General features: G+C 48.7%; 13 protein-coding genes. 11 read left to right on the forward strand and 2 right to left on the reverse strand.

Annotation, left to right across the window (positions count from 1 at the left end; all coding sequences use genetic code 11):
- The first annotated feature begins 430 nt into the window (after positions 1-430).
- The 6 genes from hpnD (at position 431) to apaG (ending at position 5,484) form a co-directional block, all read left to right on the forward strand.
- Positions 431-1,279: a presqualene diphosphate synthase HpnD gene (hpnD, locus tag HMPREF2596_RS10265; protein WP_070850963.1), complete on the forward strand. Its 849-nt coding sequence runs from the start codon at positions 431-433 to the stop codon at positions 1,277-1,279.
- Positions 1,276-2,583 carry a hydroxysqualene dehydroxylase HpnE gene (gene hpnE, locus HMPREF2596_RS10270; protein ID WP_070850964.1) on the forward strand — a complete coding sequence of 436 codons (1,308 nt, stop codon included), beginning with the start codon at positions 1,276-1,278 and terminating at the stop codon, positions 2,581-2,583. The genes hpnD and hpnE overlap by 4 nt, the downstream gene beginning before the upstream one ends.
- 95 nt (positions 2,584-2,678) lie before the next feature.
- Entirely contained in the window at positions 2,679-3,398 is a 720-nt protein-coding gene (locus HMPREF2596_RS10275; RefSeq protein ID WP_003747583.1) for an SDR family oxidoreductase, read from the forward strand.
- 188 nt (positions 3,399-3,586) lie between these two features.
- A complete protein-coding gene (thiL, locus tag HMPREF2596_RS10280) occupies positions 3,587-4,543 on the forward strand; it encodes a thiamine-phosphate kinase (protein WP_070850965.1) in 957 nt (318 codons plus the stop codon).
- On the forward strand, positions 4,536-5,024 hold the full coding sequence (locus HMPREF2596_RS10285) for a phosphatidylglycerophosphatase A family protein (RefSeq protein WP_003747579.1): 489 nt from the start codon (positions 4,536-4,538) through the stop codon (positions 5,022-5,024). The genes thiL and HMPREF2596_RS10285 overlap by 8 nt, the downstream gene beginning before the upstream one ends.
- 91 nt (positions 5,025-5,115) lie before the next feature.
- Positions 5,116-5,484 carry a Co2+/Mg2+ efflux protein ApaG gene (gene apaG, locus HMPREF2596_RS10290; RefSeq protein ID WP_070589688.1) on the forward strand — a complete coding sequence of 123 codons (369 nt, stop codon included), beginning with the start codon at positions 5,116-5,118 and terminating at the stop codon, positions 5,482-5,484.
- Between the two features lie 66 nt (positions 5,485-5,550).
- On the opposite strand, the gene HMPREF2596_RS10295 is transcribed toward apaG, so the two are convergent.
- Positions 5,551-5,847 (reverse strand): DUF2288 domain-containing protein, encoded by a 297-nt coding sequence (locus HMPREF2596_RS10295; protein ID WP_003747577.1) that lies wholly within the window; start codon positions 5,845-5,847, stop codon positions 5,551-5,553.
- Positions 5,848-6,116: 269 nt separating this feature from the next.
- Between HMPREF2596_RS10295 and HMPREF2596_RS10300 the strand changes: the two genes are divergently transcribed.
- From HMPREF2596_RS10300 to HMPREF2596_RS10315, 4 genes are all read left to right on the forward strand, one after another.
- Positions 6,117-6,842: a metal ABC transporter ATP-binding protein gene (locus tag HMPREF2596_RS10300; protein ID WP_083325024.1), complete on the forward strand. Its 726-nt coding sequence runs from the start codon at positions 6,117-6,119 to the stop codon at positions 6,840-6,842.
- 76 nt (positions 6,843-6,918) lie between these two features.
- Positions 6,919-7,794, forward strand: coding sequence for a metal ABC transporter permease (locus HMPREF2596_RS10305; protein ID WP_003747573.1), 876 nt, complete (start codon positions 6,919-6,921; stop codon positions 7,792-7,794).
- A gap of 79 nt (positions 7,795-7,873) precedes the next feature.
- Positions 7,874-8,779: a metal ABC transporter solute-binding protein, Zn/Mn family gene (locus tag HMPREF2596_RS10310; protein WP_049323129.1), complete on the forward strand. Its 906-nt coding sequence runs from the start codon at positions 7,874-7,876 to the stop codon at positions 8,777-8,779.
- A gap of 266 nt (positions 8,780-9,045) precedes the next feature.
- Positions 9,046-10,383, forward strand: coding sequence for a sodium-dependent transporter (locus HMPREF2596_RS10315; RefSeq protein ID WP_070850967.1), 1,338 nt, complete (start codon positions 9,046-9,048; stop codon positions 10,381-10,383).
- A gap of 127 nt (positions 10,384-10,510) precedes the next feature.
- Here the strand turns inward: HMPREF2596_RS10315 and HMPREF2596_RS10320 are convergent, their stop codons facing one another.
- Positions 10,511-12,487 (reverse strand): TonB-dependent copper receptor, encoded by a 1,977-nt coding sequence (locus HMPREF2596_RS10320; RefSeq protein WP_070850968.1) that lies wholly within the window; start codon positions 12,485-12,487, stop codon positions 10,511-10,513.
- Between the two features lie 339 nt (positions 12,488-12,826).
- Between HMPREF2596_RS10320 and HMPREF2596_RS10325 the strand changes: the two genes are divergently transcribed.
- Entirely contained in the window at positions 12,827-13,600 is a 774-nt protein-coding gene (locus HMPREF2596_RS10325; protein WP_049348800.1) for a FadR/GntR family transcriptional regulator, read from the forward strand.
- The last annotated feature ends 44 nt before the right edge of the window (positions 13,601-13,644 follow it).

Consider the following 13,644-nt stretch of genomic DNA (forward strand, 5'->3'; position numbering starts at 1 on the left):
GGGGGGAATAAAGCTTGAACCAGTGGGGGCTTCCGTTGGGTAATAAGGTAAGAGGCAAGGGGGATTTGACGATATTGCATTAAAAAACGGTTGTTGGGAAAGGAGCATGAGTAGGGGAAATGAAATAGAATCTACAAAATAGGTTTCAGGTTGAGACCTTCATAAAAATAATCTTTTAACGACATTTAATGCATAAAAATGTGCCATAAAATTTTCAATTGACTAAAATCTTCTTCATCTTGAATAAAAGTTGGAAAATCAGAAAATTTTAGCAACTTTATATTATTGTAAGAGTCTTGGGCCGTCTGAAAGATGCTGAAATCAGCTTTCAGACGGTCTTGTCGTAAGATGAGTTTTGATATTGGCGTACTTTTTTAAATACAGATAAAATCCCTGCTAATTATTTATAACAATATTTTTAGGATACACAGTGCTTGCTTTGGATTATTGTCGTCAAAAGGCTGCGGAAAGCCATTCCAGTTTTTTATCCGGTTTTCGTTTTTTATCAGTAGAAAAACGAAATGCGATCACTGTTTTATATGCTTTTTGTCGCGAACTGGATGATGTGGTCGATGGCTGTACCGATCCGAATGTGGCTCAGATTACCTTGAATTGGTGGCGCAGTGATTTGGAAAAAGTATTCAACAATGAGATGTCTGAGCATCCCGTTCATCAGGCTTTAAAAGATATTCAGGTAAATTTTGATTTGCCGAAGAATGAATTTGAAGCTTTGATTGATGGTATGCAGATGGATTTGGAGCAGGCTCGTTATGGTAGTTTTGATGAATTAAAGCTGTATTGTCACCGTGTTGCCGGAGTTGTGGGACGTCTTATTGCACGGATTTTAGGTTTTTCCAATCCGAAAACTTTGGAATATGCGGACAAAATGGGCTTGGCTTTGCAGTTGACGAACATTATTCGCGATGTGGGCGAAGATGCGCGGCAGGGAAGAATTTATCTGCCGATAGAGGAAATGCAGAAATTTGATGTACCTGCCAACGTCATCATGCAATGTAAACCGACAGACAATTTTGCGAAATTAATGCAGTTTCAAGTGGATAGGGCGCGTGAAACTTATCGTGAGGCTATGTTGCTTTTGCCGGCTGCGGATAAGAAATCGCAAAAAGTCGGTCTGATTATGGCGGCTATTTATTATGCGCTGTTGAATGAGATTGACCGTGATGGCGCACAAAATGTTTTGACTTACAAAATTGCGATTCCTTCTCCCCGTAAAAAACGTATTGCTTTGAAAACTTGGCTGTTTGGATTTAAACCATGAATACTCAGCGTCCAAAAATTGCTGTGATTGGTGCCGGTTGGGCAGGTTTGTCTGCGGCGGTTTCCCTGATTCATCGAGCTGATATTGCTTTGTTTGAAGCAGGGAGACAGGCTGGCGGTAGGGCGCGTGCCTTAACCGGGAAAAATGATGGATTCAGCTTTTTGGATAATGGGCAGCATATCTTGTTGGGTGCGTATCATGGTGTTCAAACTTTGATGCAACATATTGGCGTTCAACCTGAATCAGCCTTTTTACGCAAGCCTTTGCAATGGTACATCCATGAGGGATTGCAGTTTCAGACGGCCTCTCTGCCTGCGCCTTGGCATTTGCTTGTCGGTATCCTGCTTGCAAAAAATCTTTCCTTTTCATTGAAAATCAAATTGCTGTCAGATATGTCGGCATTGCAACGTTGGGCAGGCCATCATAAAACTGATTTGACCGTTGCAAAGTGGTTGAGAACACGAAATGTTCCCCGCAGCCTGCTTGGCCAGTTTTGGCAACCTTTGGTCTGGGGTGCTTTAAATACGCCGTTAGAACAGGCATCGTTACGCATTTTATGCAATGTATTGAATGATGGCGTGTGGTCTGAAAAGGCGAACAGCGATTATCTTTTGCCCAAGCAGGATTTAGGGCAGCTCGTAGTCGAACCGGCTTTGGATTTTCTACACAAACATGGTGCAAAAATACATCTTGAAACCCGTATTACACATTTAAACCATCATATCGATGGCCGAATTGAAATCAATGGCGAAGTATTTGATGCGGTGATTTTGGCTGTTGCGCCATATCATGTTGACGCGCTTTTGCCTGAAGATACGCCTGACTATATTCAGACGGCCTATCAATCGTTGCATTACCATGCGATTACCACGGTTTATTTGCGTTATGCCCAAGCAGTCAAACTGCCTGCGCCTTTAACCGGGTTTGCCGATGGTACGGCGCAGTGGGTGCTGCATCGGGGGGCATTGGGTTTGCCGGATAATGAAGTCGCGGTCGTCATCAGCGTTTCCGATTACGTCGAGGCTTGGAAGGACAAAGATTTAGCCGAGAAAATTCATGCGGACATTAAGCGGGTTTTTCCGGATTTGGATAAACCCGAAGCTATACGCATTATTACGGAAAAACGCGCGACTACGGCGGCAACGGTTGATTTTGTACAACCTGATTTCTCATGGCTGCACCATCGCCGTATTTATCCGGCCGGCGATTATCTTCATCCGCGCTATCCGGCAACCTTGGAAGCGGCGGTTCAGTCAGGTTTTGCCGCGGCTGAAAAGCTTATGCTGGATTTGCGGTTTGAATAAACTGAGGCCGTCTGAATGTTCAGACGGCCTTTTTGACTTTACAAAACTTACCAAGCCGATACAATATCTAAAACCATAAAGTTCAAGGAAAAGTCATGACGACATTAGCGGACAAAACCATCTTGGTTACCGGCGCATCCCAAGGTTTGGGCGAGCAGGTTGCCAAAGCCTATGCGGCGGCCGGAGCGACTGTCATTTTGGTGGCGCGTCATCAAAAGCGTTTGGAAAAAGTATATGATGCCATTGTGGCTGCGGGCAGCCCAGAACCGTTTGCCATCTGCTTTGATTTGATGAGTGCGGAGGAGAAAGAGTTTAAGCAATTCGCAGAAACCATTGATGAAGCTACCGGCGGAAAATTGGATGGTGTGGTACATTGCGCCAGCTATTTCTATGCTTTGTCGCCGTTGGATTTCCAAACCGTATCGGAATGGGTCAACCAATACCGCATCAATACCGTTGCGCCTATGGGCTTGACCCGTGCGTTGTTCCCATTATTGAAGCAATCCGAAGACGCTTCTGTAATTTTTGTCGGCGAAAGCCACGGCGAAAAACCGCAAGCCTATTGGGGCGGTTTCGGAGCTTCTAAAGCCGCGCTTAATTATTTGTGTAAAGTGGCTGCGGACGAGTGGGAACGTTTTGACAACCTGCGTGCCAATGTTTTGGTGCCGGGTGCCATCAATTCGCCGCAACGTATCAAATCTCATCCGGGCGAATCGAAAAGCGAACGTAAAAACTACGAAGATGTCCTGCCGCAATTTATTTGGTGGGCAAGCCGAGAGAGCAGGGGGCGGACAGGCGAAATCGTCTATCTGTAAATCTACCTGCTCAGAGTGGTTTGAGAACATGAGGCCGTCTGAAATCTATATTTTCAGACGGCCTTTAAATTATTGAGTTTTATATCTAAATACTGGTGTAGGTTTGATGTTTGATGTGCTAATAGGCAACCGTCGGGCTGGTACAAAATTAGATGTAGTAATCTAAGTTATAGTTATATTGGATAAATATGACGGAATTTGACTTTATCAGACAATATTTGCAGCGACAAAAATCGGAAGGTTTGATTTTGGGCATAGGCGACGATGCCGCTATTATTCGCCCAAGTAACGGATTTGATTTATGTTTTAGCGCTGATATGTTGGTTAAGGGCAGACATTTTTTTGAAGATGTTTCGCCTGAAGATTTGGCATGGAAAATGCTTGCAGTAAATTTATCCGATATGGCCGCTATGGGTGCCAAGCCGCGGTGGGTGTTGCTCAGTGCTGCGCTGCCTGAATTGAATCAAGACTGGCTCAAACGTTTTTGCGATAGCTTTTTTGCTTTGGCCGCGCGTTTTGATACGGTGTTGATTGGTGGCGATACCACCAAAGGCGATTTGGTCTTTAATGTAACGATAGTAGGCGAAGTTCCGACAGGGCGTGCCTTGCGGCGTGATGGAGCCGAAGTCGGCGACGATATTTGGGTATCGGGCCGCTTGGGTTTGGCTGCCGCTGCTTTGAACCAACATCTGGGGCATTATCAATTGCCGTCTGAAATCATGGCGGTTTGCGATGATAAATTGCTCCGTCCGGAGCCGCGCGTTTCATTGGGGCTGGCATTGCTGCCATTTGCCCATGCTGCGCAAGATGTTTCAGACGGCCTGGCTCAAGATGTGGGGCATATTTTAAAAGCCTCTGCTGTCGGGGCGGAAATCTTTGCCGATTGTGTGCCGTCGTTGCCTGAATTGAAAAACGTTTTGTCGCGCGAGCAATGGTTGTCGGCAGTATTGGCCGGCGGCGATGACTACGAACTGATTTTTACTGCCGCTCCAGAAGACAGGGAACGTGTTTGTCAGGCGGCGGAACAAAGTGGCGTACCGGTCGCCCGAATTGGTAAAATGACTGACTCAGGCCGTCTGAATATTTTAGATGCCGAAGGCGGCGTATTGGAACTGACTTCTTTAGGATTTGATCATTTTGGCTGAACGTAAACCTACTTTTTCTTGGCTGTTGCACAAACCATTGTGTTTTTTAGGATTTGGTTTCGGCAGCGGCTTATCGCCGGTTGCGCCGGGTACGGCCGGAACGCTGGCCGCATTACCCCTGGCTTTTGTATTGTGCCTGTTGGGTATAGACGGCTGGATATTGCTTTTATTGTGTATCGCCTTGTTTTTCTGGGGTATCCGCATTTGTGGTTATACCGAGAGGGAACTGGGTATTCAGGATTACGGCGGTATCGTTTGGGATGAAATTGTCGCGATGCTGCTGGTGCTGTCGCTGATTCCGTTTAAATGGAGCTGGTGGCTGGCGGCTTTTGTTATTTTCCGCTTGTTTGATGCGTTGAAACCCTGGCCGATCAAATGGTTTGACCGGCGGATTCATGGAGGTTTGGGCATTATGCTTGATGATTTAATTGCGGCTGTGATGACTTTATTGGTCTTGGGGCTGTTTCATTGGATTGCGTGATGTGTTTTAAGTGTTCGACCCTTTGTAAAAATAGGGCGGACACGCCGGAATTATCCGGTTTTAAATAAAATAAATATACGGGTGAACAATTATGAACGAAATCGAGATTAACGTGGAGCCGCGTTATATGGCCGGCCAAAGCGACGTCTACCGCGACCGCTACGCCTTCAATTATCTGATTACCATCTGCAACCGCAGTGATGAAATCATTACTTTGCGTCAGCGTTTTTGGGAAATCACCGACGGACACGGTGAAACAGAGCAAGTCGGCCATGTCGGCCTGATTGAAGAGCAGCCTGTTTTGTACCCGGGCGAAGCCTATGAGTACAACAGCGGCTCGCAAATCAGCACGCCTTGGGGCAGCATCGAAGGCGCGTATGAGTTTGAAGACAGTATCGGCAAACGTTTCGTTATCGGGGTGCCGAAGCTTGAATTCAAAGCAGGCTTTACGTTGCAATAGGCCGTCTGAAAAATGAAAAACCGGAGCATGGGAAATGTTCCGGTTTTGTTTTTTCAGACGGCCTTATCAGTCTTTGCAAGGCTGTACCAATACCCACGGCGCTACAACGACCGCCCACATTTCCTGATTATCTGCTAGAAAAGTACGCGCCATATCATCGCTGACGGCACCGAATTTGCCTTGTTCCATCCATTGTTTCAATGGCGCGGCTTCATCTTCGGCAACATGGCGGGCGACGGCAATCAAATCCAAATCGGGCGCAACATAAACGGCGGCACCGCGTGCGAAGTGGGGTTGCAGTTCTTCCCATGAAATGCGGGCGGTTTCGGTATTGAGTTTTTCGTTTAAGAGTGGAATAGACATAGGACAATCATCAAATAAAAAACGGATTGTAACCGATATTCGGCCTTTTGCCCGATGCCGTCTGAAAACGAAAGAAATTTACAGGGTTAACGTTATACAGTATCATTTTAGGGTTTTAATTTCTTTCAGACGGCCTGTTGTCCGTATTCGGGCAAGGGCGGTTTTAGGCTTATGAATTCTGTATTGTTGACCGGATTGCTGCAAAGGCTGCTGATTGCGCTTGTCGCATTGGCGGCGTTGTGGGCTGTGTATTTTTGGGCGGTATCGCCATGAGTATTGTGGTGGAAAATCTGACGGTCAGCTATCAGCGCAGGCCGGTGGTGCACCATGTCGATATGGTGTTTGAAGATGGCAAGATGTGGACGATTTTCGGGCCGAACGGCGCGGGCAAATCGACCCTGCTCAAAGCCATTATGGGTTTGCAGAAGACGGATACGGGCAGCGTGCGCTATGAAAATATGGCACGCAAGGATATTGCCTATCTGCCGCAGCAGTCGGACATTGACCGCAGCCAGCCGATGACGGTATTTGAACTGGCGACGATGGGGCTGTGGTATGAAATCGGCTTTTTCGGACGTGTGAACGCGGCGCAGAAAAAGCGCGTGATGGCGGCTTTGGAACGCGTGGAAATGCAGGATTTTGCCACGCGCCAAATCGCACACTTGTCCAATGGCCAGTTCCAACGCGTATTATTTGCGCGGATGCTGGTGCAGGATGCCAAATTTTTGCTGCTGGATGAGCCGTTTAACGCAGTGGATGCGCGGACGACTTATGCGCTGTTGGAAGTTTTGCGGCAGTGCCATCAGGACGGTCAGGCAGTGATTGCCGTGTTGCATGATTACGAGCAGGTGCGGGCATATTTTGCCAACACGCTGCTTTTGGCGCGTGAAAAAGTGACTGCCGGTGCAACGGAAAATGTGTTGACCGATGAATTTTTGGCACAGGCAAACCGAATGATGCAGAAGCAGGAAGCGGCCGATTGGTGCGCGGTTTAATGGACAAGGCCGTCTGAAAGTGAGTATTTTTCAGACGGCCTCAGGCTTTCAGAGATTAATAAAAAAGCGATAAAACATGGATTTATATGATTTGGTCGTCGCGCCGTTCGTCGAATTCGACTTTATGCGCTATGCCCTGGCGTCGATTTTCTGCCTGGCATTGAGCGCGGCGCCTGTCGGTGTGTTTTTGGTGATGCGCCGCATGAGTTTGGTGGGCGATGCCTTGAGCCATGCGGTTTTGCCCGGTGCGGCCATTGGCTATATGTTTGCCGGTTTGAGTTTGCCTGCGATGAGCGTCGGCGGTTTTGCGGCCGGTTTGCTGATGGCTTTGTTGGCCGGTTTGGTCAGCCGGTTTACTTCATTGAAAGAAGATGCGAACTTTGCCGCATTTTATTTGAGCAGCCTCGCCATCGGCGTGGTTTTGGTCAGCAAAAACGGCAGCAGCGTCGATTTGCTGCATTTGCTGTTTGGCTCGGTCTTGGCGGTGGATATTCCGGCTTTGCAGCTGATTGCCGTTTCTGCGAGCGTCACTATTTTGCTGATGGCGGTCATGTTCCGCCCGCTGGTGTTGGAAAGCATAGACCCTTTGTTCCTCAAGGCTGTCGGCGGTAAGGGCGGTTTTTGGCATGTGTTGTTTTTGGTGCTGGTCGTGATGAATCTGGTTGCCGGTTTTCAGGCATTGGGTACGCTGATGTCGGTCGGTTTGATGATGTTGCCTGCGATTACCGCCAGACTGTGGGCGAAAAGCATGGGTTGGCTGATGATTTTGTCGGTCGCATTGGCTTTGCTTTGCGGCTTGGCAGGACTGTTGTTTTCCTACCATATCGAAATCCCGTCCGGCCCGGCGATTATTTTATGCTGCGGCACGCTTTACCTGATTTCCGTCGTGTTCGGTTGGGAGGGCGGCATTTTGGCAAAATGGTTGCGCCGTAAAAAACACCGCACGGCATGATTTTTCAGACGGCCGCTTGAATAATCAGGCGGTCTGTTTTATGATGATGTTAATGTTACGTTATATCAATGGAGAGAATATGAAACATTGGAAACTCGGCATCGTTGCCGCATTATTGACCGGTGCCGCTTATGCCGCTCCGTTGCCTGTTGTGACCAGCTTCAGCATTTTGGGCGACGTGGCCAAACAGATTGGCGGCGACCGCGTGGCCGTTCAAAGCTTGGTGGGTGCCAACCAAGACAGCCATGCCTACCACATGACCAGCGGCGACATCAAAAAAATCCGCAGCGCAAAATTGGTATTGCTCAACGGCTTGGGCTTGGAAGCCGCCGATGTACAACGCGCAGTCAAACAAAGCAAAGTGCCTTTCGCCGAAGCGACCAAAGGCATTCAGGCTTTGAAAGCAGAAGAGGGCGGCCATCATCATGACCACGATCATGAAGGCCATCATCACGATCACGGCGAATTTGACCCGCACGTTTGGACCGACCCCGTCCTGATGGGCACTTATGCGCAAAACGTTGCCAATGCTTTGATTCAAGCCGATCCTGAAGGCAAAACCTACTATCAGCAACGTTTGGGCAACTATCAAATGCAGCTGAAAAAATTGCACAGCGATGCGCAGGCTGCCTTTAATGCCGTACCTGCCGCCAAGCGTAAAGTTTTGACCGGACATGATGCGTTCACATACATGGGCAAACGCTACAATATTGAATTCATCGCCCCTCAAGGCGTGAGCAGCGAAGCCGAGCCGTCTGCCAAACAAGTGGCTTCCATCATCCGCCAAATTAAACGCGAGGGCATTAAAGCCGTCTTTACCGAAAACATCAAAGACACACGCATGATTGACCGTATTGCCAAAGAAACCGGCGTCAACGTCAGCGGCCGCCTGTATTCCGATGCACTGGGTGGCGCACCGGCCAACAGCTACATCGGCATGTATCGCTACAATGTCAAAGTTTTGACCGATGCCATGAAAAAATAAAGCGGTTTAAAGATAAAGGCCGTCTGAAACTTGGAAATAAAGTTTCAGACGGCCTTTTATATGCTTATTTTTGAAACAAATCGTCAAATTTAAAATATAAAAATTAGTTTTATGCTATTAAAAACTTAATTATCAAAAATTCATGCCAATTTGCTTGATAAGTACGCACCATCCGTGCGAATTGCTTATCGGCGGTCTGCAGGCCACTCACGGCTTGACTTCACCCTGTTACAATTCGGCATCTTCACGTTTCTTAAACTTACATCATGAGCAATCATTCGTCTTGGTCATCCAAAATCGGCTTTGTGCTTGCTGCGGCAGGCTCGGCCATCGGTTTGGGTGCAATTTGGAAATTCCCTTATACAGCCGGTACCAACGGCGGCGCCGTATTCTTTCTTTTGTTTTTGATTTTCACCATTTTGGTGGCTTTACCGGTTCAACTGGCTGAGTTTTACATCGGCCGTACAGGCGGCAAAAACGCCATTGATTCTTTTAAAGTATTGCGCCCGGGTTCGCAGTGGCCGTGGGTCGGCCGCATGGGTGTGGCCGCGTGTTTTATTTTGTTGTCGTTTTACAGCGTGGTCGGCGGCTGGGTATTGAACTACGTCGTGCACAGCTTTACCGGTGAAATTCATGCCGGTGCAGACTTTGAAGCCTTGTTCGGCAACACGATTTCTTCACCGTTTGGTTCGCTGTTTTACCAAGGCTTGTTCATGCTGATTACCATTTGGGTGGTTAAAGGCGGCATTTCAGACGGCATTGAAAAGGCAAACCGCGTGTTGATGCCGGGTTTGTTTATCCTCTTTATCGCGCTGGCTGTCCGTTCGCTGACCTTGCCCGGCGCAATGGAGGGCGTGGCATTCTTGTTGAAGCCGGATTGGTCGTATTTGAAACCGGGCACGATGCTGACTGCTTTGGGCCAGGCATTTTTTGCCTTGAGTATCGGCGTGTCTGCGATGATTACCTATGCCTCGTATTTGGGTAAGGATCAGGATATGTTCCGCTCCGGCCATACGATTATGTGGATGAACCTGTTTGTGTCGCTGTTGGCCGGTTTGGTGATTTTCCCTGCGGTATTTGCTTTCGGTTTTGAACCCGGCCAAGGTCCCGGCCTGATTTTTGTCGTGTTGCCTGCGGTTTTCATGAAAATGCCGATGGGGACTTATTTATTCGCCGTATTCATGCTGTTGGTTGTCTTTGCGACGCTGACTTCCGCATTTTCCATGCTGGAAACCGTGATTGCGGCAACCATCCGCCAAGACGAGAAAAAGCGCAGCAGCCACACTTGGATAATCGGTATTGCGATTTTCATAGTCGGTATTCCTTCGGCGCTGTCTTTCGGCGTATGGAGCGAGTTTAAAATTTTCGGCAAAACCATTTTTGACTTGTGGGATTTCATCATTTCCGCCGTCATCATGCCGATTGGTGCTTTGAGCGTTGCCGTGTTTACGTCATGGATTCAGGACAAACAGTCCGTCCTGCGCGATGCGGGCATGGGCAGTACCGTGCCGAAACAGCTGCTTTACCTGTGGCTGGGTGCGCTTCGCTATCTTGCGCCGATTGCGATTATTGTGGTGTTCATCAACTCTTTGGGTTTGATTTAATCCGATAGTGAGCAAACAGTCCGGCGTTGCATTGCTTCGCTGGACTGTTTGTTTAAAAACATCCTTAAAAATATTAAGGCCGTCTGAACATTTTTCAGACGGCCTTTTTATAGATGCGCGAGGTTGGTTAGAACTTCGCTTGCAGTCTCAGCCATGCAGTACGGCCAGGTTCGTTCACGCGCATGGTTTGTGTGCCGGCAGACGGGTCGCCGCCACGGCTGACGAATTCGGCATAGGTTTTGTTGAACACGTTGTCCACGCCGCCTTGCAATGTGGCGTATTTGCTGAATTTCCAACCGGCATTGAGCGAAAGTACGCCAAAGCCCGAAGATGCGCCGATGTCTTGGCCGACGATATTGCCTTGGCCTTTGCTGTAACGGTTTTGCTTGGCCACGACGCGCCATAATGCGCCTGCGCTGAATTTACCGTTGTCAAAGGCAAGGGTGTTGTTCCATTCGAGCGGCGGCGTTTGTGCCAAAGGTTTGCCGTCGGTACGGTTTTTGCCGTGGGTATAGGCGAGGCTGCTGCCAATTTCCCAGTTAGGCGCAAATGTCCATTTGACTTCGGCTTCGCCGCCAAAGCGTGAAGCGTTGATGTTGCGCACGTTGAAATTCATGCCTTGGCGCTCCATCATGATGAAGTCTTTGATGTCGCTGCCGAATACGGATACGGATGCGTGGAGGTTAGGACGTTTCCAGATTACGCCTGCATCGATTTGGCGGTTTTGCTCTGCGCGGATGGCTTTGTGTTCGGAGCGCAGGCGTTCCCAGTAGTCAGGCGCGCGTTCGGCAATGCCGAATCCGGCATAGTATTTCAGGCCGTTGTCCGTATTTCTTTCCCAACGCAGGAAGCCTGAGTTCAAATTGAATTTCTGATGTTTCAAAACGGGGTCGGTCACGCGCGCGGTATCGTAATGCGCTTTGACTTGGTCATGGCGCAAACCTGCTACCCAGCGTTGATTGTCGGTTTGCTGCCAAGAAGTTTCGGTGAAAATACCCCATTGTTTGAAACTTTGGTTGGGCATGTAAGGCTTGTGGCTGTAGCCGTCGTCACCACGCTCCATGCGTGCGACGTGGACGTCATCCAAATAATCCAAACCGGTTTGCAGGTTGAGCTTGTCCCAGTCGAAAGTGGCTTTCAGACGGCCTGTATCGGTATTACGTTTAGGGTTGTTGGCATTTTTAATCTGCATGCCGGCAGGGTTGCGGATGGTACGCAGGCTGTATGTGTCCATCACGTGGTCGATTTCGCTTTTACCGTAGCGCAGTTCCAATTCGCTGAACCATGGGGTGAGGTTGCGTTGGGTAAAACGGATATTCCACGCATCACGGTCGAACTTGCTGCCGTCCATCATGCGGTCGGCGTAGGCAACCTTGGCCCTGCTGCGCTCGTATGTGCCGGCAATGGTGGTGTTTTCTGTCGGGGTAACACCCAGTTGCAACATTTGGCTGTCGCGTTTGAAGTTGGAGTGAATGCGGTTGCCGTCGCCGTCTTTGTAATCGTCGGCTTCGTTATGGGAAATATTGCTGCGGACGTAGCCGTATTTGCCGCCGAACTCGGCTTCCAATGAGCCGTCAAGACGGTCGTTGCTGCCTGCAGTCAGGGTTGCGTTGATGTTGTAAGGTTTTTCAGTGAAATCAGGGTCTTTGCGGATAAATTGCACCGAGCCGCTGACCAAGCCCATGCCTTGGGTTACGGTTTGCGGGCCTTTGGTGACGACGACTTTGTCGAAAGAATTTGGGTGGATATAGGCAGTCGGCGGGTCCATGCGCATACCGCAACCACCATAAATAAACTGGTCGTCGGCATTGACGGAGAGGCGCGAGCCGCCCAAACCACGGAACAGCGGATCGCCCGAGCTGCCGCCTTTGCGGATGATGCTCATATTGGGCACGGATTGTAAAAGGTCTGCCCCGTCTCCGGCAGGGAGGGGTTGCAAAGCAGCTTTGGGGTTGAAAGTAACGCGATTGGCTTTTTGTTGTTGTGTGCCGGTGACGGTGACAGGGGAAAGGGTAACTGTTTCTTCAGGTGTAGGGTTAGTCTCTGCCCATGCTTGGGATACGGCTAAGGCAATGGGTAAGATAAGTAATGGTGGGTATTTCATGTTGTTTCTCTCTATTATTAGGAATTATGTTAACTAATACCTAAGTATTATACATAAAGTCTAGTAAAATAGAAGCGGTGGGATTTTAATCTAAATCAATATTTTCAGATTTTTGGCGTATAGGTTGTTTATTAAGATTGGTCATACCAAAATATTGATTTGAAGACATTAGTGAGGTTAATCAATAAAAATGAATGTGTTTGAATTAAACTGCTTGCGATGGGGAAAATGGCATTTCTTGACGAAAAAATAGGGGATTGATTAGAATGGGCGGCCAATTGGTCAATCCAATTTATGGCCGTCTGAATAAAACTGTCCTTCAATCATCAGGAATACAACATGACGAAATTGGTTCGTCCGCAAAAAATCAGCGATCAGGTTTTAGCCGTTTTAGAAGAACGTATCGCGACAGGCATTTATGAAGAAGGCAGTAAATTGCCTCCCGAACGTACGCTTGCGGAAGAATTCGGCGTGTCGCGTCCGTCGGTCCGGGTGGCATTGAATATCTTGATTGCCAAGCAGGTTTTGGAAGCGCGGCAGGGCGATGGCTATTATGTTTCCGTCAAGCCGCAGCAGGATTTTTTACAAAGCTGGCAGGAGTTGCTCGGCAAACATACCAATTGGGAAACAGACGTATTCGATTTCAGTTGTCACGTTGAAGGCTGTATGGCGGCGCTGGCCGCCGAAAGACGGACTGACGCCGACTTGAAACGCATTGACTTTTGGCGGCAGAAATTTGAAGCGGCCTGCGAAAGCGGAAATTTGGAGCATCAAGCAGAGGCTGATGTCAGCTTTCATCAAACCATTGCCGATGCCGCACACAATATCCTGTTCAGCCACCTTTCCAGCAGCCTGCTCAAAATGCTTTATCAGCAAACACGCAGCGGCATTATCTATATCCATCAAACCGAAGACCCGCGCCCGACGCTGATTGCCCAGCACCGCACTATTTTTGAAGCCATTGCCCAGGCCAAACCGGCCGAGGCGGCGGAAGCGGCCAAACTGCATTTGAATTATGTCGCCCGCCGCATTTTGCAGGACAGGGAATATCAAAGCCGCAGCGAGCATGCGGACGTATTGGCGCAAAATGATTTGAAACGGGTAGATTGGTAGCGTTTTAAAATAATCAGGCCGTCTGAATTTTTCAGACGGCCTGA

This window comes from Neisseria sp. HMSC078C12 (genome assembly GCF_001838065.1).
Taxonomy (GTDB): domain Bacteria; phylum Pseudomonadota; class Gammaproteobacteria; order Burkholderiales; family Neisseriaceae; genus Neisseria.